At 55.9% G+C, this 19,777-nt stretch carries 12 protein-coding genes and 1 tRNA gene; 6 read left to right on the top strand and 7 right to left on the bottom strand.

Annotated elements, in window-relative coordinates:
* The first annotated feature begins 247 nt into the window (after positions 1 to 247).
* Positions 248 to 604: a hypothetical protein gene (locus AC6IY8_RS09075; protein ID WP_497778473.1), complete on the top strand. Its 357-nt coding sequence runs from the start codon at positions 248 to 250 to the stop codon at positions 602 to 604.
* 488 nt (positions 605 to 1,092) lie between these two features.
* Here AC6IY8_RS09075 and AC6IY8_RS09070 read toward each other — a convergent pair whose 3' ends face one another.
* Positions 1,093 to 3,684, bottom strand: coding sequence for a DNA topoisomerase 3 (locus AC6IY8_RS09070; RefSeq protein ID WP_497778472.1), 2,592 nt, complete (start codon positions 3,682 to 3,684; stop codon positions 1,093 to 1,095).
* Between the two features lie 116 nt (positions 3,685 to 3,800).
* On the bottom strand, positions 3,801 to 4,220 hold the full coding sequence (locus AC6IY8_RS09065; RefSeq protein WP_497778471.1) for a fibronectin type III domain-containing protein: 420 nt from the start codon (positions 4,218 to 4,220) through the stop codon (positions 3,801 to 3,803).
* A 94-nt stretch (positions 4,221 to 4,314) separates the two neighbouring features.
* On the opposite strand from AC6IY8_RS09065, the gene AC6IY8_RS09060 reads away from it, so the two are divergent.
* Complete coding sequence (locus AC6IY8_RS09060; protein ID WP_497778470.1) at positions 4,315 to 4,935, top strand: hypothetical protein; 621 nt, start codon at positions 4,315 to 4,317, stop codon at positions 4,933 to 4,935.
* A 586-nt stretch (positions 4,936 to 5,521) separates the two neighbouring features.
* On the top strand, positions 5,522 to 6,298 hold the full coding sequence (locus AC6IY8_RS09055; protein ID WP_497778469.1) for a HipA family kinase: 777 nt from the start codon (positions 5,522 to 5,524) through the stop codon (positions 6,296 to 6,298).
* An 88-nt stretch (positions 6,299 to 6,386) separates the two neighbouring features.
* On the opposite strand, the gene AC6IY8_RS09050 is transcribed toward AC6IY8_RS09055, so the two are convergent.
* Positions 6,387 to 6,475, bottom strand: a tRNA-Leu gene (locus tag AC6IY8_RS09050).
* A gap of 241 nt (positions 6,476 to 6,716) precedes the next feature.
* On the opposite strand from AC6IY8_RS09050, the gene AC6IY8_RS09045 reads away from it, so the two are divergent.
* From AC6IY8_RS09045 to AC6IY8_RS09035, 3 genes are all read left to right on the top strand, one after another.
* Complete coding sequence (locus tag AC6IY8_RS09045) at positions 6,717 to 8,996, top strand: TonB-dependent receptor (protein WP_497778468.1); 2,280 nt, start codon at positions 6,717 to 6,719, stop codon at positions 8,994 to 8,996.
* A gap of 110 nt (positions 8,997 to 9,106) precedes the next feature.
* Entirely contained in the window at positions 9,107 to 10,846 is a 1,740-nt protein-coding gene (locus AC6IY8_RS09040) for a VWA domain-containing protein (protein ID WP_497778467.1), read from the top strand.
* An 11-nt stretch (positions 10,847 to 10,857) separates the two neighbouring features.
* Positions 10,858 to 13,143 carry a VWA domain-containing protein gene (locus tag AC6IY8_RS09035; RefSeq protein WP_497778466.1) on the top strand — a complete coding sequence of 762 codons (2,286 nt, stop codon included), beginning with the start codon at positions 10,858 to 10,860 and terminating at the stop codon, positions 13,141 to 13,143.
* A gap of 63 nt (positions 13,144 to 13,206) precedes the next feature.
* Here AC6IY8_RS09035 and lon read toward each other — a convergent pair whose 3' ends face one another.
* From lon to tig, 4 genes are all read right to left on the bottom strand, one after another.
* Positions 13,207 to 15,600: an endopeptidase La gene (gene lon / locus AC6IY8_RS09030; protein ID WP_497778465.1), complete on the bottom strand. Its 2,394-nt coding sequence runs from the start codon at positions 15,598 to 15,600 to the stop codon at positions 13,207 to 13,209.
* A gap of 377 nt (positions 15,601 to 15,977) precedes the next feature.
* Positions 15,978 to 17,273 (bottom strand): ATP-dependent Clp protease ATP-binding subunit ClpX, encoded by a 1,296-nt coding sequence (gene clpX / locus AC6IY8_RS09025; RefSeq protein ID WP_497778617.1) that lies wholly within the window; start codon positions 17,271 to 17,273, stop codon positions 15,978 to 15,980.
* A 283-nt stretch (positions 17,274 to 17,556) separates the two neighbouring features.
* On the bottom strand, positions 17,557 to 18,147 hold the full coding sequence (gene clpP, locus AC6IY8_RS09020) for an ATP-dependent Clp endopeptidase proteolytic subunit ClpP (RefSeq protein WP_497778464.1): 591 nt from the start codon (positions 18,145 to 18,147) through the stop codon (positions 17,557 to 17,559).
* A 119-nt stretch (positions 18,148 to 18,266) separates the two neighbouring features.
* The gene (tig, locus tag AC6IY8_RS09015; protein ID WP_497778463.1) at positions 18,267 to 19,559 is read right to left on the bottom strand and encodes a trigger factor; all 1,293 of its coding nucleotides are present in this window, start codon (positions 19,557 to 19,559) and stop codon (positions 18,267 to 18,269) included.
* Positions 19,560 to 19,777: the final 218 nt, after the last annotated feature.

The raw sequence follows: 19,777 nt of genomic DNA, 5'->3' as shown, positions 1-19,777 counted from the left end.
AACACCGGGGGACAGTTTATCTCAAGAGAGATGATGATTCATCTCGACCGGCAGTTGCAGTTCAACTGCAATCGCCAACTCTGGTGTCTTACTCCTTACGAGACGTGTCGGAGTGCTATTTACAGTTTCGACATCGACAGATATTCACTCGTTCGCTTCTGCCTTGTTTTAAGCTATTTAGCGAAATTATTGATTTGGCATGGCAGTTGCACAGTGATTACGTGTTCGAAGGGCAAGGAGGTACGCCATGAACAACCATCACACCCACACATCAGTGATCGCCGCCGTCGGTGCACAGTGTTTCTCTATGTTCGCTGCGGTCGTGAATGCTGTCCATTATGTCCGCGCTGCCCAAAAAGACGAGCGCAATGGCTTCCGCTTCGCGGCAGCGATGGAGTGGCAGCTTGCCGCCGGACTGTTTACGTCGAACACGTTAGCTGCCGAGTACTGCTGGTGGCAATGGGAACGTATCTCGCGCCTACCGCGTGAGTTTGCTGGACCAATTGCCGATTCGCGACCCGTTTTGGGCAAAGAGCGGATTTCCGTAGTGCACCAGGAAATGGAGAGTTCCGATGACGAAATCTGCTTAGCAACTGCGGTGTGAGTGTTGGGGCCGCATTTGAGACTTCATTCATCTTCTCCATACCTTCCGAGGCGAATATCAAGCTCACCCATTACCGGCGGACAAATGCTACATGCGAAAGGTAGACGAAATTGAGAGCTTGGTCAGCAGTTCGGATGACATCTAATTAACTTCAGTCGCGATGCGCTGTGCCACTTCTTGCTCGGAGCTCAGCAGACGTAAGAGGCGCGGCGGCAGTAGTTCCGCGGCTGCTGTCGGTCCAAGGATTCGGATTAACATGCGCGCTCTCTCCAATGCTCAGTTCACAGCCTTCCCACCAAGCGAGACCGATCAGAAATGGATAGTACAAAGTCTCATTCCCTCGATGGAGGCTGCGCGAGGGCTAAGTTGGGGTTTCGAAGGCTATATCTTTGTATTTGGAAATTCCGCAAAGGGCAATTCCGCTCGTGGTGTTAATTCCACCTCGAGCGACGGCGAGGAACATCCCTTGGGGGGAGGCACCCGACCAACTACAGCGCCAATCCCAAGAGCTCTGCAAGCTGTTTATAAATGGCGGGCGTCTGCTCACGCGTAAGCGCCAGCACCGCCGCTGGGCGCCACGCCGGGAGGTGCTCACGAAGCAAATCGTAGTCCGCAAGAAATTCTTGGCTCAACCGTATCGCACGTTCTGCATCCTCAATCGCAATCAGAGCCGGGGCTCGCTTCGCAAGCATTTGCGGAAACCCAGCCACGCTCAGTCGCTCCGGTGCAAAGTAAAGGAACTTGAGCCGTCCGCTTAGATAGTCCACGCATACAGCACGAAGCGCATCGCGGCGGCGGTTCGCGTGAATATAGTCGCACGGTATCCCGCGCTCGCGCAGCTTTCGAACCTCGGTCTCCATCCACTCCACCCGCGCGCTTGCCACCAGTGTGGGTGCCTCCAGTGCGAGCCCGGCCAGTTGGTAGCACGACGTCTTTCCTGCCCTGTCTGGAAGTGCCAACAAAAAATCTTTACCCGACAATGCAGCCAAACACGCAGCTTTCTGCCCTGGAAGAAACGTCTTGTACCCGAACCTCTCCTGCAGCAGGGAATTCAACCGTGCCGTCTTCGATGGCTTCCTGATCTTGTCTTGAGTTGCGGCCGCTGGTGCCGCATTGCCTGCTTTCTCAACGCTTGCAGCTTGCGATGCCTTCGCTGTAGGAGCGAACCGCCGCCTGGGCGTCACTCGCACCTTCTCCAGAACCGTGCTCACGTATGTGCCGATGCCCTCGATGAACGGTCCAAGCTGTGCCTGTCCCTGGTTAATCTTCTTCAGACACGCTTCCCACTGGCCGGTCATCGCCGGACTCTTCACCTCCGGATGCACCACCTCGATCAAGTGAATGCCCTTGTCCGTGGCCTCCAGCATTTTGCCGCTGCGCACAATGTACTCGCGCTTCAGCAGCACCTCGATGATCGCGGCCCGCGTGGCTGGCGTCCCTAGCCCAGTGTCCTTCATTGCATCCGAGAGTTCTTTCTCGTCCAGCGTCTGTCCCGCCGTCTGCATTGCTGTCAGAAGGGTGCCCTCGGTGAATCGCTTTGGCGGCTTAGTCTTTTTCGTCTTGGCATTGATGGCGGACACGTGTTGCGGCTGGCCTTGCACCAGATCCGGCGGCAGCACCTGCTCCGCCTCGTCCTCATCGCCGCTCTTGGAGCCCTTCTTCCGCTTTTCCGGTAGAGGATCGAGCACCTTCCAGCCCATCTGCTGCACCAGCGTTCCCGACGTACGGAAGCGATCCACAGTGGCCTCCGTGCCATCCTGTCCGGGGTTCGTAATCGCCGTGATCACTGTCGTAACGGCCTGCAGATGGTCGTCATGCCACATGGTCAAAAAGCGCCGACACACCAGGTCGTAGATCTTGCGCTCCTGAGGGCTGAGGCTTAGCTTGCCGGGATTCACCGCGTTTGGAAGAATCGCGTGGTGGTCGCTCACTTTGCTGTCGTCCACAAAACGTCGGCCCAGCGGCCGTGTACCCGTTCCTTCGGCCATCATCTGCGGATACTGCGGCGCTACCACATCCGCAATCTTCCGTGCAGTCGCTGCCACGTCAGCCGTCAAATGCCGGCTGTCGGTGCGAGGATAGCTGATGAGTTTGTGGCGCTCATAAAGCGCCTGCGCATACGTCAGCGTCTCCTGCGCGCTGAAACCGAACAGCCGGTTGGCATGGCGCTGCAACTCCGTCAGGTCATACAGCAGTGGCGGCTGCGCAAGCTGGGTCTCCGACTTTACGGACTCGATTGCCACCTCACCGGTTCGCGCTCGTTCAACGATCCGCCGCGCCTCTTCGCCGTCCGCCGGAAGTCGTGACAACTTCGCCTGCGCTTCCTTCTCGTTTCCCTGGTCACTGCGCGGCCGGAACCATGTGCCGGTGTAGAACTGCTTCTTCCGCTCGCTGAGGCCCTCAAACTTGGCAATCACCTCGATGTACTCTTCCGGCACAAACTGCCGCAAAGCGAGCTCTCGCTCGACCACCATGGCAAGCGTCGGTGTCTGCACGCGCCCCACGGAGAGTTCCTCGTTGTAAATCAGAGAATAGGCGCGCGACAGGTTCATCCCCACCAGCCAATCAGCGCGGCTCCGCCCGTGCGCGGCATCGGCCAGTCCGTCGTAGGCGCTGCCAGGCTGCAAATTGTCAAAACCCCTTCGGATCGCATCGGCAGTCATTGACGAGATCCACAGCCGGTTCACTGGCTTGTCGCACATCGCCGCGCCGTATATGTAGCGGAAAATCAGTTCGCCTTCGCGCCCGGCATCCGTTGCGCACACTACCTGAGTCACGCGCGGCGAGTTCAGAATTTTCCGAACCACCTCGAACTGGTCTTTGGTCTTTTCGTACACTACCAGAGGCCAGTCGGCTGGCAGCATGGGCAACAAATCCAGGCGCCACAGCTTCCACTCGGATCGCATCTCGTGCGGCTGTGCCAGAGAAACCAGGTGCCCCACGGCCCAGGTCACCACGTACCCGTTTCCGTGCAGAAATCCTTCACCCTTTTTGGCGGCCCCAAGAACGCGGGCTATATCGCGCGCAACCGAGGGCTTCTCCGCCAATACAGCGGTAATTGTGGCCATGCTAGATGACATTCTTACTTCAGGGTAAATGATTCGGAAGGAATAGTTGCGCTTGCGCTGTGTGATCAGGCTGAGACTGCGCACTTAATATCAGCACGGAGCTGCCGTATTCCGGCAATACATCTCTGTTAAGGTGTGGTGAAATGCTTGACGGGGCTTTTCACCTGGTCGCCCCTGCCATTGGCTTCCATCGAGTCAACCGTGTAGTAGTAGATTGTATGCGGCTTGAGGTTCTCCACGCGCACGCGGAAAACCGTATAGGTATGGCCCGGGTTCAGCCGGATTGGAGATTTAGCCGCTTGGCTCAGTTGTGTGGGATCCGTGCCGTAGCGCACAATGCCGTAGTGCACGGGTGAGCCCCCAGGGTTGTTGCTTGTCCACCTGACGATCGCAAAGTCGGGGTCAGCCCGTTCAACCTCGGGGCCTTGACTGATCCACACGCTTGTAGCTTTTCTAGTAGTAGGACTTTGCTGCGCGGGCAGCCAGCTTGAATAGAGCAGGCTAACCACCATGATCATTAGCGTTGGTTTCAGAAGCAGTCTATTCATCGTTTGAGCTCCTACATGCTTCGCTTGGTCCAACTCGTCCCACGCATCCGACATTGAGCTTCTTGCACTACCGAATAGGCGGATTGGGTACAGGTTGGACCCCGCAGAGTGGACGCGATATCGCAGTGGCAACAAGAACCCCGATTTCGGCGACACCTTCGATGAGGCAGTTCCAACCCTGAGTGTCGGCCAGCATCCTGCAATTCCCAGGACAGACGATGACCTGACTCCTAAGGATCACATCCAGGCAATCGCCAACACTGCAGGCTTTCACTTCGGAACCATCGAGCAGGGCGGGACCAGCCTCTATCCGCAACTCGCGCAACGTGCCACCAATCCAGACGTGTTGCGCATTATTCTCAGTATCGGTCCAACTGAGGCAATGCACTTTCAGACCTGGAGCGACAAGGCAGGCAATGCGCCTGCGCTGACCGATCCTAAAGATTCTTCCCTGGTTTTCCCAGATCTCAATTCCCCTCCGTTTGGAGGAGAAGAGTTTCAGACAAACCTCATCGTGCCTGAGCCGGCTATATTTCTTAGCCGAAAACTTCCTACGTGCTCCATCGTGCGTCCGACGGCAACCAAGGGTGCAGCAACCGCAGTGGTGAAGTTTCTCACCGCCATGGGACTCTTCATCGGACAGTCTCCCGCGTTCTTCGAACTGATTCGTGATCTCGCCGAGGATGCAGACGAAGCCCTGCGCGGACGTGTATAAGACCCGGCGTAAATGCCGCGGAACTCAGCGCCGCTTACGCAATACAGATGTGGCTTTTCGCGACTAGAAGAGCTGAGGGCGATTGCCAGCACATCCCGTCCAGAGCTTTGAGATCGTGCCTGTTGGCCAGCGGTCTCTCAACCGTTTGGCAGAGGGCCAAGGCTGGCGACCGCACCGCGACAAGCGACTACTTGGCTTATCTCAATCAAGATTGGCACTGGCTATATGTAATGCCCGAAGTTTGGCTCGTCGGAACTGTCGTTTGTGCTCGCTACACATCGGAGATGGCCGCGGGACAGCGCTGCGGGAAGTGCAAAGCAAACGAGCCCGCGGCACTCTGGCCTGATCTCCCATGCCCTCCGCAGAACAGCCGCAGGCCCTCTCAATATCCGGGTGCACCGTCGGTTAGTGCGGCAGGGCGATTCAGAGCGCGATTTTCGTCCCACAGAGCCACGACCCAGGCGCAGGTCGATTGGTATGAAGCCCACGGCTTCATACACCCGCAAACCAACGTAACTTGTCCGTTTTGGCCAACTGGCCTATTGTCAGGCTCATAATCTCCACACTTTGACCAAGCACTTTAGTCATGCCCATATTGTTGACAAAACACGTCCGTGCCCTACGCGGTGGTTCACAGCCCCGCATGATGCAAGCCGCTGACGGAAAATTCTATGTGGTGAAATTTCAATGTAATCCTCAGGGCACCAGCGTATTAGCCAATGAAATGCTCGCAGCTAGGCTTGCAGCACTTTTGGGACTTCCGGTCCCAACCACCGTGGTCGTCGAGCTAACGCCTGATCTCAGCGAGGAACTCTACTTCGAAACACCCGCAGGCCGAAAGCGTATCCATCCAGGGCTACACCTGGGATCTAGTGTGGTCGTCACGAGCGTGGAGGGCCGCTCCTACGATTGCTTGCCACAGAACTCTCGTTATCTAATTCGCAATCCAGATGATTTAGTTGGCATTCAACTTTTTGACTTGTGGACATGCAACCGTGATGTAAGGCAATCCATATTCTGGAGATACTCTCGGGATAAGAAGTACACTGTCACGTTTATTGATAATGGGCACTGTTTTGGAGGCCCAGAACGAAGGTTTCATCCTTTAGTGCATCCGGTCCACAAATTGACTGACAGTGTGACGAGCTTTACTTGGCTGCGCTGGGCCCATCGCATTGCAACCTTCCCCATTGGCCGATTCGAAAGCGCTGGAACCGGCCTGGTTCCCGCCGAGTGGGGTGAAAGCAAACGCAACTTCGAGGTAATTTGCGATGCAATATTCCCTGTGTGGGTGAACTCGCATGCAAAGATTCACACAACTAGCAACTACTTATTAGGGGGCGTTGTCGCTGCGAGTAGTTAAATTGATCAAGCTAGCACTAGAACTAGCACTAGCCGAAAAAAGCACCTCGAAGTTGAGGGGCTTAAAATCTTATAAGTGCTTTGTTTTGTGGTACCGGGAGGGGGACTTGAACCCCCACAACTCTTTCGAGTCTGCGGATTTTAAGTCCGCTGCGTCTGCCAATTTCGCCATCCCGGCATTTGATCGGTTACTAGCCGCTGCCATGAGTTGCGCGCGACTGCCAGCAGATTTAGTGTCGCACAGCCGCTGAATTGCTGCCAAGCCATTGCCTCTCTGAGCCGCACAAAGCTGCCATCGAGCAACTATCTTCCAACCCAAAGCCGAGAACTCACATCCCCAATGGAGAGCAATGTTTCGGGCGCGCTTAACCCGTGTTCTTTTTGGGGAGTACAGGAGCGAAAGCAGGGGAGGGAACGGCATGCTTCGCACCGGAGCATTTCTTTCGGCACTCATTCTATTCTTGGCGGCATCGGTCTTTGCAGTGTCATTTGGCGCCGCGCGCGGTATTGTTCACGACCCACAACACAGGCCAATTCAGGCCGCGACCATAACTCTGCGATCGACTTCCTCGGACTGGTCGTTACGCGGGCTCTCCAACGCGAGCGGGGAATTTCTCTTCACTGCTGTTCCGGTTGGCAGTTACACGATTACCGTGGACAGCGCTGGTTTTGCGCAATCCTCGCAGCAAGTCGTTGTGAATTCCGGCAGCGAGCCAATACTGCATTTTCAACTCGCCCCCGCTGTTGCGCATGAGAGTGTCAGTATCGAGGATCGAGCTGAAAATGTCTTCAACGACTCGGCCACTCCCGTCACCACCATCAGTCGCGTTGATATCGCAAGCACTCCTGGAGCGGCGCGCAGCAACAGTCTGGCGATGATCACCGATTACGTCCCCGGCTCCTACCTGACTCACGATCAGCTACATGTTCGCGGAGGACATCAGACGAGTTGGCTGGTCGATGGTGTTCCCATTCCCAATACGAACATCGCATCCAATCTCGGGCCGCAGTTCGATCCCAAGGACATTGACTATCTCGAAGTAGATCGCGGCAGCTATGGAGCCGAACTCGGCGACCGCACCTACGCCGTGTTCAACGTCGTCCCGCGCACCGGCTTTGAACGCAATCGCGAAGCCGAACTTGTCCTGAGTGGGGGCAGCTTCCACCAGACCAATGATCAGTTCAATCTAGGAGATCACACGGAGCGATTTGCATACTATGCCAGCGTCAATGGCAATAGGAGCGACCTTGGCATTCAGACACCGGTTCCCGAAATCGTGCACGATGCAACTAATGGCTACGGAGCCTTCGGCACGTTGGTTTTTAATCTCGACCGAGCCAATCAGTTTCGTCTAGTTACTTCGATGCGCCGGGATTATTACCAGATCCCCTTTGATCCATTTCCCAATGACCTCCAGAACAATCTCAGCAACGGTCAGTATCCCAGCCTTGGCCTTCGCGATGGAGATCACGAGTCAGACGCACTGCTCAATCTCTCCTTGGTGCATACATTCAGCGCAAATGCGATGCTGACAGTTTCGCCCTTTTATCATTTCAACCGCGCCAACTATGACGGGCTTGCCACTGATTTTCCTATCGCCACTCGTCAGGATCGTTCCTCAAGCTACGCCGGAGGCCAGATTACTCTCGACGCACATCTGCCCAAGAATCACGTTCAACTCGGTATGTTCAGCTTTTACCAGAGTGATGGTGAGACGCTCGGCGCAATTTTCAACGATGGCAGTGGGCGCTCTCCTTTTGCCGATCGAGAGCATCGTTCTGGCAATCTTGTTTCGCTCTTTGTAGATGACAAACTGAAGCCCGCGTCGTGGCTCACTCTTTCCGCCGGTCTGCGCCCCACGCTCTTTGAAGGTTCAATTTCCGAGAGTGCCATCAGTCCGCGCTTCAGCGCCGCCCTGCTGATTCCTCGTCTACATTGGACGCTGCGCGCCTTTTACGGACACTATTACCAGGCACCGCCTCTCATTACCGCTTCCGGCCCGCTGCTTCAATTTGCAAGCGCAAATAGTTTCGGCTTCGTCCCTCTCCATGGCGAGCGTGATGAAGAACATCAGTTCGGCATCGTCATTCCTTTCCGCGGCTGGACGCTCGATGTTGACACTTTCCGCACGCGTGCAACGAACTATTTCGACCACAACAACATTGGTGAGTCGAACCTGTTCTTCCCAGTCACCATCCAGGCTACACTCATACGCGGCTGGGAACTGACCCTTCGCTCGCCTCGCCTCGCACGACGCACGCAGCTTCACCTTGCCTATTCCAATCAAATCGCCGAAGCTGGCGGAGCCATCACGGGTGGACTCATCAATGCGCTTACTGAGTCATCCACCTGGCCTGTCATACTGTCGCCGCTCGATCACGATCAGCGCCACACGCTCAGCATTGGAGGCAATGTCCTTCTGCCGTGGCGCATGCACGCCGCCACCAACATCGCTTATGGTTCGGGGTTTGTGAACTCATTTCCCGGCGAGCCCTATCCCGGCGCGTATCTGCCAGCGCACACCACGTTCGATTTGAGCCTCAGTAAGCAATTTGGCGAGCGCTGCACTGCTTCCATCAACGGGCTCAACATTTCTAACCGCCGCGTTGAACTCGACAACAGCGTGACCTTTGGTGGCTTCCACTGGAATTCACCTCGCGAAATCTACGCAGAACTGCGGTATCGCTTCCGTTATTGATTTACCTTTGTTTACATTCAATTTGGCCTTGCGGTGTACCATTGGGCAACTCTTCAACTCTGAATTTGGTAGCGGAGCGTATTGAATCTTTGTGACCAGAGGCTCAGACGATGCCCAGCAGAAGTACGTGCCGTATTCACGTCATTTGGAAGCAGGCGGCGTTTGCGCTTGCTCTCGTGTTGTGTGCGACCGTTTCGGTAACCTCTGCCGCACAAGCGACGCAGCCGGCCGCAAATCAACCTGAGATTTCGCAGCAAGACGTGCCGACCACATTCAAGGTTCGCGTGGATCAGGTGCTAGTTCGCGCTGTTGTTCGCGATGCCCAGGGCAAGGCCATTTCCGGACTGAATCGGGAGGACTTTGAAATCCTCGAAGGTGGCAAGCCGCAACTCATTACGTCGCTCCGCGAGATGAAGGGAAGCGAGCCTGACCCGGTTTCGGCCGCTTTGCAGATGCATGATGAGAATGGGGAAATCATCGCACCCAAGCCGGGGGCGGTGCCGTCACGTTTCATTCTCTACTTCTTTGACGACATGCATCTCACGCCCGGCGATCTGAGCCTTAGCCGCAAGGCCGCAGATGAGCAGATTGATCGCTCGCTACCATGGGAAAGAATGGCCGTGTACACCACCTCCGGCCTCATTCGCCAGGAATTCACCAGTGACCGCGCCTTGTTGCATGCGGCCCTCAAGCGCCTCATGCCCGAAACTCTCAGGCGCGAATCCGAATCCACCTGCCCTTACATGAACTACTACTTCGCCTATCAAGTGGAAGAACTGCATGACAGCGCTGCTCTGGATGCCGCCGTTCCGGATACGATTCACTGTGAACACCTGGAAAGCACTCCTCACGCAATCGAAATTGCCAGGCGGCATGTTGAGTCAGCGGCTTATCAGGTTCTGGCTGAAGGCAAATCGGACGAACAAACTTTGCTGAACAATCTCAAAGCGATGGTTCGCATCTCCGCTGGTGTCATCGGGCAGCGTGAGATCATTCTGGTCAGTCCTGGCTTCTTCGTTTTTGAGCATCACGACAACTTGACGAAAATTCTGGAGGATGCGCTGCATTCCGGGGTCGTTGTTCACGCGCTGGATTCGCGCGGCTTGTGGATTGACCCAATGTTTGACGCAAGCCAAAATGGTGTTTCTGGACCTCTGGTTGAATATCAGAGAGCAGTGCAATCCGCCCGCGCCGACATTCCTTCCGAAGTGGCCTATACCACGGGCGGCACATTCTTTCACAATCGCAACGATGTAAATATAGGCATGCAGATGCTGGCCGGCGCGCCTGAAGCGGCTTACCTGCTCTCGTTCACTCCCCTGAATCTCAAGAGCGACGGCAAGTTTCACAAGATCAGCGTAAAGCTCAACAAACGTGTGAAGTACACCATTTCGGCTCGCAAGGGCTTCTACGCGCCCGCTCGGGAAACCGATCCGGAACTCGCCGCGCGCCAGCAAGTGGAGGACACGCTCTTCTCGCAGGAAGAGTTGCAGGAAATCCCGCTCGATGTTCACACCCAATTCTTCAAGCCTTCGCAAACATCCGCCAAGCTTTCAGTTGTCGCGCGTTTCAGTCTGCAATCCTTGCGCCTCCGTCGCGAGCAGGATCGCAGTATCGATACGCTTACCGAGGTATGCGGAGTGTTCGATCACAATGGGCAATTCATCACCGGCATGAAGAAGACCATCGATCTCCGCCTGACCCAGGCAACCCTTGCCAAACTAAGTTCGGGCGTTACGGTAAAGAGCAGTCTCGACATAAAGCCGGGAGCCTATCTAGTGCGAGTGGTTTTACATGACAAGGAAGGGCACATGCTTTCTGCCCGCAGTATCGCGGTTGAGATCCCATAGAGGAGACAAACGTGCGTTCGCAAATACATCGTTGTGCGGTTCTCATCGGAGCGTTGTTCCTGATCTCATTCCCGTCTCTGATCTGCGCGCAGCAGACCGATGGCGGCACGGTGTTCAAAGCCGAATCGCGCTCTGTTCTTGTCGATGCGATCGTTACCGACAAGAAGGGAATTCCCATCCGCGATCTCACGCAAAAGGACTTCCGTGTCTTCGAGGATGGCAAAGAGCAGGTGCTTCGTTCCTTCTCCTATGAGACGGAGAACGGAGCCAGCTCTCCCGCTTCGCCGCGATACCTCGTACTTTTTTTTGATAACGCATCGATGAAGTTGCAAGACCAGCAGTTTGCCAGGGCCGCCGCTGCTAAGTTCATTGAGGCTAATGCGGGCCCCAATCGATTGATGTCCATTGTCAATTACAGTGGCACGCTTCGCGTCACCGTCAACTTCACCGCTGACGTCAAACGCCTCAAGGTTGCCGTCGGCTCCACACAGCAGTCTCCCGTGCAGAGCAATGTAACAGGCGACCTTGCCTCTACCAGACTGAGCGGAGCAATGAGTTCCTTCGCATCGCGCGATGTGCTCAACTCGCTCCGTCAACTCGCCAAAGGCATGACCACCGTACCCGGGCGCAAATCCGTAGTCTTTCTCAGTGCAGGATTTCCTCTCACACCCGAGTTAATGACGGAATTGACCGCTGCTGTGGACGCCTGCAATCGCGCCAATGTAGCCGTGTATCCCATTGATGTGCGCGGATTGGTTGCAGGTGGCTTTCGCAGCTACAACAGCGTGACTGACTCGCTGCGGCCCATCCCCATGTATGCCGGCATGCTCAAGGCGGGCACGGCGCGGCTGGTTTATGCGGCATACGATATGCAGCGCGGCGGAGGAACTACTGGCGGAGGAACGAGCGGCGGAGCCGGTTCTGGCGGTAGTGGTAGCGGTAGTCGCGGCGGCACAGGTAGCAGCGGCTCCGGCGGAACTGGCGGCACCGGTGCAACGGGGGGCACTGGCGGACGCGGTGGCACTGGCTCGAGTGGAGGAACCCCTCCCAGGACCGGACCTACCTCGCCCAGCCGTGGTCCAGCGGGTGGGGCAGGCACCCCCAATCGCGGCTTCATACAGCAGTCGAACCCGCGCAACATGCTGATTCCCACGCTGCCCAGCGCTCTGGATAATCAGCAGGTCCTGTTCGCACTCGCCGAAGGCACTGGCGGCTTCCTCATCAAGAACAGCAACGATCTGCTCGGTGGACTCCAGCGCATTGGTGACGATCTCGACCAGTACTATCTGCTCAGCTACACGCCTGCGGACGTAAAGCCGGGCCAATGCCACACGCTCAAGGTTAAAGTTGACCGCGGCGGCACAGAGGTTCGTTCCCGCAGTGGATATTGCGACCAGAAGCCGCTTGACCTGCTCGCAGGAAGAAGTGAGGGGCGCGAACTCGAAGCCAAAATCGCATCGCCGCAATCCGGCACCCTACAAGCCTCCATCCAGGCCCCATTCTTTTACACTCAACCCAATGTTGCTCGTGTGGACCTTGTCATGGAAATCCCTTCCGCGGCTCTCAAGATCACGAAGGAGAAAGGCAAGCATCTCGCCACTGTCAATGTGCTCGGTGTTGTTTCACGCGCCGACAGGTCGGTTGCTGGCCGATTCAGCGACACCGTCAAGCTCGAGTTCGAAGACAAGAAGCAGCTTGAGGAATCCCTCAAAACTCCCCTTCACTACGAAAAGCAGTTCGAAGCGGCCAGTGGACAGTACACTCTCACCGTCGTCTTCGCCTCGCAAGGAGAAAGCTTCGGCAAGATCGAAGCTCCGCTCAGCATCGAACCGTTCGATGGCAATCAGTTCACGATCAGCTCGCTCGCTGTTACGAGTCACATCAGCAAGTACGACCCAAGCCAGGTCACTGTTGAAGAAGGCCTTGAGGATCGCACACCTCTCATCACCAAGGGTATGCAGTTTGAGCCGCAGGCCCGAGTGCATTTGAAGAAAGGCGAGACCGGATTTATATACGTTGAACTCTATGATTCGCTGATTGCAGCGGCCGAGCTCAAGCAGCCCGTCATCGCAATGGACTATGTGATTGTCGACCGCATGACCGGCGAAAAGAGATTCTCGTCTGGCCTCTTCGACGTTTCCACTTTCATCCAGCCCAACAATCCCGTCGTCCGCGTTGGTCTCAAGCTTCGCAGCGAGCCGGCTCTTCCCGCTGGAAGCTACGCCGTCCTGATGAAGGGAACCGACTTCCAAGGCAAGGTCACGCAAGAGCGTCGCGCTGAATTTGAAGTCGAATAGTTCTGCGAGCAACAAAATGGCCCGCCTTTGTAAGCGGGCCAATTCTTTTGTCTGGAATTGCTACTACTGTCGAGCTTCCGGCTGCTCCGCTGGGGATATCGGGAGCGGCGTCCCCACTGGAATATCAGGCAGAGGTTGCTCCAGCGCGATTTGCAACACTTCGTCCATCGAATCCACGAAGTGCAGCTTCATCTCATTGCGCAGGTTATCTGGAACTTCCGCCAGGTCCTTCTGATTCTCGGAAGGCAGAATGGCTTCCATGATTCCCGCGCGATGCGCCGCCAGCAGTTTCTCTTTCATGCCGCCAATCGGCAGCACCTTGCCGCGCAGCGTGATCTCGCCCGTCATGCAGATATCACGACGCACCGGAATCTTGCTCAGCGCACTCGCAATTGCCGTTGCGATGGTAATGCCAGCCGACGGACCATCCTTCGGAATCGCGCCTTCCGGCACATGAACGTGAATGTCGACGTTGCGGTAGAAGTCGCGCGGAATGCCAAGCCTCTGCCAGCGCGAGCGCAGATAGCTCATTGCCGCCTGTGCCGACTCCTGCATCACGTCGCCAAGTTTGCCCGTCAGTGTAAGTTTGCCCTTGCCATCGACGATCGCAACTTCCGTGGTCAGAATGCATCCGCCCACTTCCGTCCACGCCAGGCCCGTCACCAGGCCAACCTCGCTCTTCTCGTTCGCCAGGGTGTCGCGGAACTTCGCAATCCCCAGGTACCCGCTCAGGCTGTCGCCGGTGATCTTTGTCGAGTAGTTCTCGCCTTCGCGAACCACCGCGCGCGCCACCTTGCGGCACACGTTTCCGATCTCGCGTTCCAGGTTGCGTACACCTGCCTCGCGGGTGTAGTAGCGAGTGATTCCGCGCAGGGCATCTTCTTCGAACTCGATATTCGCGGCCGTCAGTCCTGCCTGCTCCAGTTGCTTCTTCACCAGGTATTGCCGCGCAATCTCGAGCTTTTCAGGTTCCGTGTAGCCTTGCAACCGCAGCACTTCCATGCGGTCCTGCAGCGGAGCGGGAATCGTGTGCAGCACGTTGGCCGTGGCGATGAAGAACACCTGTGACAGGTCATACTCCACGTCAAGGTAGTGATCCACGAACATGAAATTCTGTTCTGGATCGAGCACCTCTAACAGCGCCGAAGATGGGTCACCACGGAAATCGTTCGACATCTTATCGACTTCGTCCAGCATAAACACCGGATTGCGTGTCCCAGCCTTCTTCATCATCTGGATGATCTGGCCCGGCAGTGCGCCGATGTACGTGCGGCGATGTCCGCGAATTTCCGCCTCATCTCGCACGCCGCCCAGCGACATTCTGACGAACTTGCGCCCTGTCGCCTTGGCGATGCTCATGCCTAACGACGTTTTGCCCACGCCCGGAGGCCCAACGAGGCAGAGAATTGAGCCCTTCGGATTCTTCACCAGCTGTCGCACGGCGAGGAACTCAAGGATTCTCTCCTTGATCTTCTCCAGTCCATAATGATCTTCGTTCAGCGTGCGTTCGGCGAAATCGATGTCACGAATTTCCTTCGACTTTTTCTTCCACGGCACCGCCAGCAGCCAGTCTAGATAGTTGCGGGACACAGTGGACTCGGCCGACATCGGAGGCATCGCCTCCAGCTTCTTCAATTCCTGTGTGGCCTTCTCCAGCACCTCCGGAGGCATGCCTGAGCTGTCGATCTTCTTCTTCAGTTCGTCGAATTCGCTCTTCTCGCCGCGCCCCAGTTCTTTCTGGATCGCCTTGATCTTCTCGTTGAGGTAATACTCTTTCTGCGCGCGCTCCATCTGCCGCTTCACTCGCGACTGGATGCTGCGGTCCATATTCAACTTTTCGATTTCAATATCTAGCACGTCCGAGATGCGCGCCAGCCGCTCGGCTGGATCGAAGATCTCCAGCAATTCCTGCTTCTCTTCAATCGAGAGCTGCAGGTTCGCCGCAATCGTATCGCTCAGGCGCGAGATGTCGTCCATGCGCACCGTCGCTGCGATTGTCTCCTGATTTAGCGATTGGCAAAGCTTGACGTACTGCTCAAACAAGGAAGCGACACGTTGCATTGTCGCCTCTACCTGCGGCGTAATCTCCGGCGTGTAGCGGTTCACCCGCACGGAAGCCATGTAGAATCCATCGGTTTCGGTCACCTGCAGAATGCGCCCGCGCTCGATGCCCTCAACAAGAACCTTGATGTTCCCGTCCGGCATCTTCAGGCTCTGCACAATGTTCACGATCGTGCCAACCTGGTATATCTCGTCCGGCTTTGGTTCGTCCACGCCCGGGTCGTGCTGGGTCGCCAGGAATATCCGCTTATCTCCCGCAAGAGCCTCTTCGAGGGCGCGCACGCTTGACTCGCGGCCTACAACAAAGGGCGTCATCATGAATGGGAATATGACGACATCCCGAATTGGCATCATCGGCAGCTTGCGGGTTTCGAATTTTTCTTTTATCAGGCTCACGCAGCCTCACTTCCCTTGTGGGTATGCCAGTTAGATTCATTACGATCCGCCACGACTCGCTGGCTACCGCAGATTGTTCTTGAGCCTACTACAACGTTATATCGGCGGCAATAAGTCTGACCTGCAGCAATTTGCAGCCCAGACTTGCTGAAATTGAGCCAATTCGAAACCGACTCCACTTCCGAAGCGCCATTCACTAGCGCTATCCTCCCGCGCTCCAAAGCTTTGCGGCCCTCACAGGGATGTGACCGAAGTTCTTTATTATCGATCCCCTCCAAGTTGCCCATCATTGCTTTTCTTGGATCAGCCTTATCGCTATTTCGCCTAAAACGAAAGCCCAGCCAGTGGCGGCTGGGCTATAGGTGCATTTCTTTTGGTTAGGATGCCTGCTTTTCCACTCGCGGCATCGACACGTCTCGCTGTTCGACCATTTCGCGGGTGACTTCGAATTCCTTGATCTTTTTCTGACCTGGAAGCTGATACATCAGATCCAACATCAGCTCTTCGAGAATCATTCGCAGTCCGCGCGCGCCCACCTTGCGGTTCAGGGCCTCCCGTGCAATTGCCGAGAGCGCTTCGTCCGAGAACTTCAGCTTGACATTCTCAAACTCGAACAGTCGCTGATACTGCTTCACAATAGCATTGCGCGGCCGCGTCAAAATCTGAACCAGCGCGGTTTCGTCCAGATCGCTCAGCACGCCCATCACAGGAAGTCGGCCGATGAACTCGGGGATCAGGCCAAACTTGATCAGGTCCTGGGGCTGCGCCTGTTGCAGCAACTCGTCATCCCGCTTGTTGATGTGCGTGACTTCCTCGCGCTGCGCATCATCTCCGGTCTTGAAGCCCACAGAGCGCTTGCCGACGCGGCGCTCGATCACTTTCTCCAGACCCACGAATGCTCCACCTACGATGAACAGAATGTTCGTCGTGTCCACCGGCGTGAATTCCTGGTGCGGGTGCTTGCGTCCGCCCTGCGGAGGAACATTGGCCACCGTACCCTCGAGGATCTTTAACAGCGCCTGCTGCACACCTTCGCCCGACACATCACGCGTGATCGAGGGGTTCTCATCCTTGCGGCCAATCTTATCGATTTCGTCGATGTAGATGATGCCGGTCTGCGCACGCGCCACGTCTCCATCGGCGGCCTGCAACAATTTCAGGATGATGTTCTCCACGTCCTCGCCTACATAACCGGCTTCGGTCAGCGTGGTCGCATCCACAATGGCAAACGGCACATCGAGCATCTTGGCCAACGTTTGCGCCAGCAAGGTCTTGCCAGTGCCCGTGGGTCCAATCAGCAGAATGTTCGATTTCGATAACTCGATTTCGCTCGTGCGCTGGCGATTCATGTAGATGCGCTTGTAGTGGTTGTAAACCGCCACGGCGAGCTTCTTCTTTGTCTTCTCTTGACCGATTACATACTCGTCCAGGAAAACCTTGACTTCCTGTGGCTTGGGCAAGTGATTAGGCCCTGCCGCGGTCGTCGTCTCGCTACGATCGTCTTCCAGAATCGAGTTGCAGACCGCCACACATTCGTCGCAAATGTATGCGCGTGGGTAATCAGAGGGAGAGGAGATCAGTTTTGCCACCGCGTCCTGTGATTTGTGGCAAAACGAACAACGCAATACTTCGTCAGAACCAGACCTGGATCTCACTAATGACTCCTGTTGCATTCCCGGGTAGCCCGGTGTGTCTAAGAAGTTGGTCCTGGACAGGAGACGATCGACTGTGTTGCTGTCCGCGATCAACTGCATTGCCGAACAACGACTGCCGTAACCATAAATCTTCCCGCACCTACACAGGATGTGCAAGGCCGTTAGATGCTAAAAAGATTCCCAACAGTGTCTTCGGCACCGAGGATCTTGGCAATAACGTGAGTACCTTAGTCCTGTACATTTTCGGTTATTCACCGAAGGCGAGGATCGCCGAATCCAGCAACCCTCGCCCAGGCGGGCTTTACTTATGTTTGTAGATGATGTCATCTACAATGCCGTACTCTTTCGACTGCTGAGCGTTCATGATGAAGTCGCGCTCGGTGTCGCGTTCTACTTTGTCCAGAACCTGACCCGTGTGCTTTGCCATGAGCTGGTTCATCAACTCGCGCATTCTCAGGATCTCGCGCGCGTGAATGTCGATATCCGTCGCCTGGCCTGAGATTCCTCCGCCCATGATCAGCGGCTGGTGAATCAGGATTCGTGACGTTGGCAACGCATAGCGTTTGCCAGCGGCGCCAGCCGCCAGCAGCATTGCGCCCATCGAAGCAGCCTGTCCAATGCAGATCGTCACAACATCATTGCGAATGAACTGCATCGTGTCATAGATCGCCATACCCGCCGTAATCGAACCTCCCGGCGAGTTGATGTATAGCGAAATATCTTTTTCCGGGTCCTCGGCCGACAGGAACAGCAACTGCGCGATGATCAGGTTTGCGACATTATCATCGATCGGGGTGCCCAGAAAGATGATGTTGTCTCTAAGTAGCCTGGAGTAAATGTCGTAGGCGCGCTCGCCCCTGCTGGTTTGCTCGACCACCATCGGTACAAGCATAGTTATCCGGCTCCTTTACAATCCGAGGTCTCAACCTCTCCTCAGTTCTAGTAACGCGCTCCCGTGAGCTTTGATGCTGCCGGGAGCGCGGTGGATGACAATTCGTTTCACCACAACTACTACTCGGACTGCTTCAACAACAAATCTAGTGCGCGATCACAACGCAATTGCGAGCGCAGGCTTTCCAATCCATTCTTCTCTTCCAACTGTTTGCGCAGTGCGAGCGGGTTCTGGCGGGACTGCTGTGCTGCTGCGGCAATCTCCTTGTCGAGATCTTCCTCGCTCACCTGGATGTTCTCCACGTCAGCGATCTTCTCCAGTAGCAGATTGGCACGCACATCGCGTAGGGCGCTCTCACGCTGGCCTTCGCGTAGCTTGCTCAGGTCCATGCGTTTGATATCTTCTGCACGCAGACCCTGCGATACCAGCGAACGTAATCCGCGCTCAAGACGCTGATCGATCGAGTTTTCCACCAACACGTTTGGAACATCGATGGGGAACTTTGCAGTCAACTGCTGCAATAGTTCGTCCTTCGCCTTGTGTTCCGCCTGATGTTTTCTCTCGTGCTCCATTCCTTCGTGAATGCGCTTGCGGAGATCGTCCAGGGTGTTCAGGTCTTCCTGGCCCAGATCCTTGACCCACTCGTCGTTTAGTTCTGGCACGACCTTCGTCTTGATGCCCTTAACCTCGACGTCATAATGCAGTGTCTTTCCAGCCAGCCGCTTATCGCCGAAATCTTCGGCATAAGTCACGTCAAAGCTGCGAGTCTCGCTTGCCTTGGCTCCGCGCAGATTGTTGGTGAAATCCGGCAGCGTGTTTGCGCCACCGATTTCGACGAGAACATCCTTCATTTCGACCGGCTCGGCGCCTTCTTCCTGGCTCGTGCTCTTGAATGCCACGGAAGCGTAGTCGCCATCGTTCAGTCCGCGATCCTCTTCCACGTTTGCGTAGGTAGAGTTCTGTTCGCGCAGATTGTCGATCGTCTTCTGGACTTCAGCGTCGTCCACCGACACGGTCTCGGGCGTCACCTTGATGTCCTTGTAGCCTTCTACCTCGAATGGCGGCAGAATCTCGAATACAGCCTTGAACTTCAGCGGCTTTTCTTCTTCCAGTTCGAGTTCAACCACGCGCGGCTGCCCAATCGGGATCAGGTTCTGCTTCTTGGTCTCCTCGCGGAATGCGGCGGGGATTAGGTGCTCAACCACTTCGGACTTAATCTCGTCCGCGAACTTGCTGCGCACGATTGAAGGCGGGACCTTGCCTTTGCGGAAGCCGGGGATCCGGGCATGCTTCTGGAATTGCGCGACTGCGCTCTTCCATTCGCGCATAACTTCATCAGCGGGAACCTCGACGGAGACTTCGCGCTCGCAGGGGTTTTTCGTTACTTCGGCGGTGGAATCGGTAGATGTCAAGTCAGTGGATGTCAACGGGATAGCCTTAATTCTTCTGAAGATTTGTAACGGCCGAACGGCCAGTTGTTCTTTCTGAGAGCACATGCAGCGGCTCGATTGCCAACTGCGAACGATTCAGTGTATGAGACGGGACAAGTGTGGGTCAAACTGAGGGCGAAAGAAATCTTCCCGAAAAAAGTTGTGGCCCGTATCTCTACGGGCCACCTTCGGGTCAACCT

The organism is Koromonas soli, from assembly GCF_059726265.1.
This window is presented reverse-complemented; position numbering and strand designations above follow the sequence as displayed.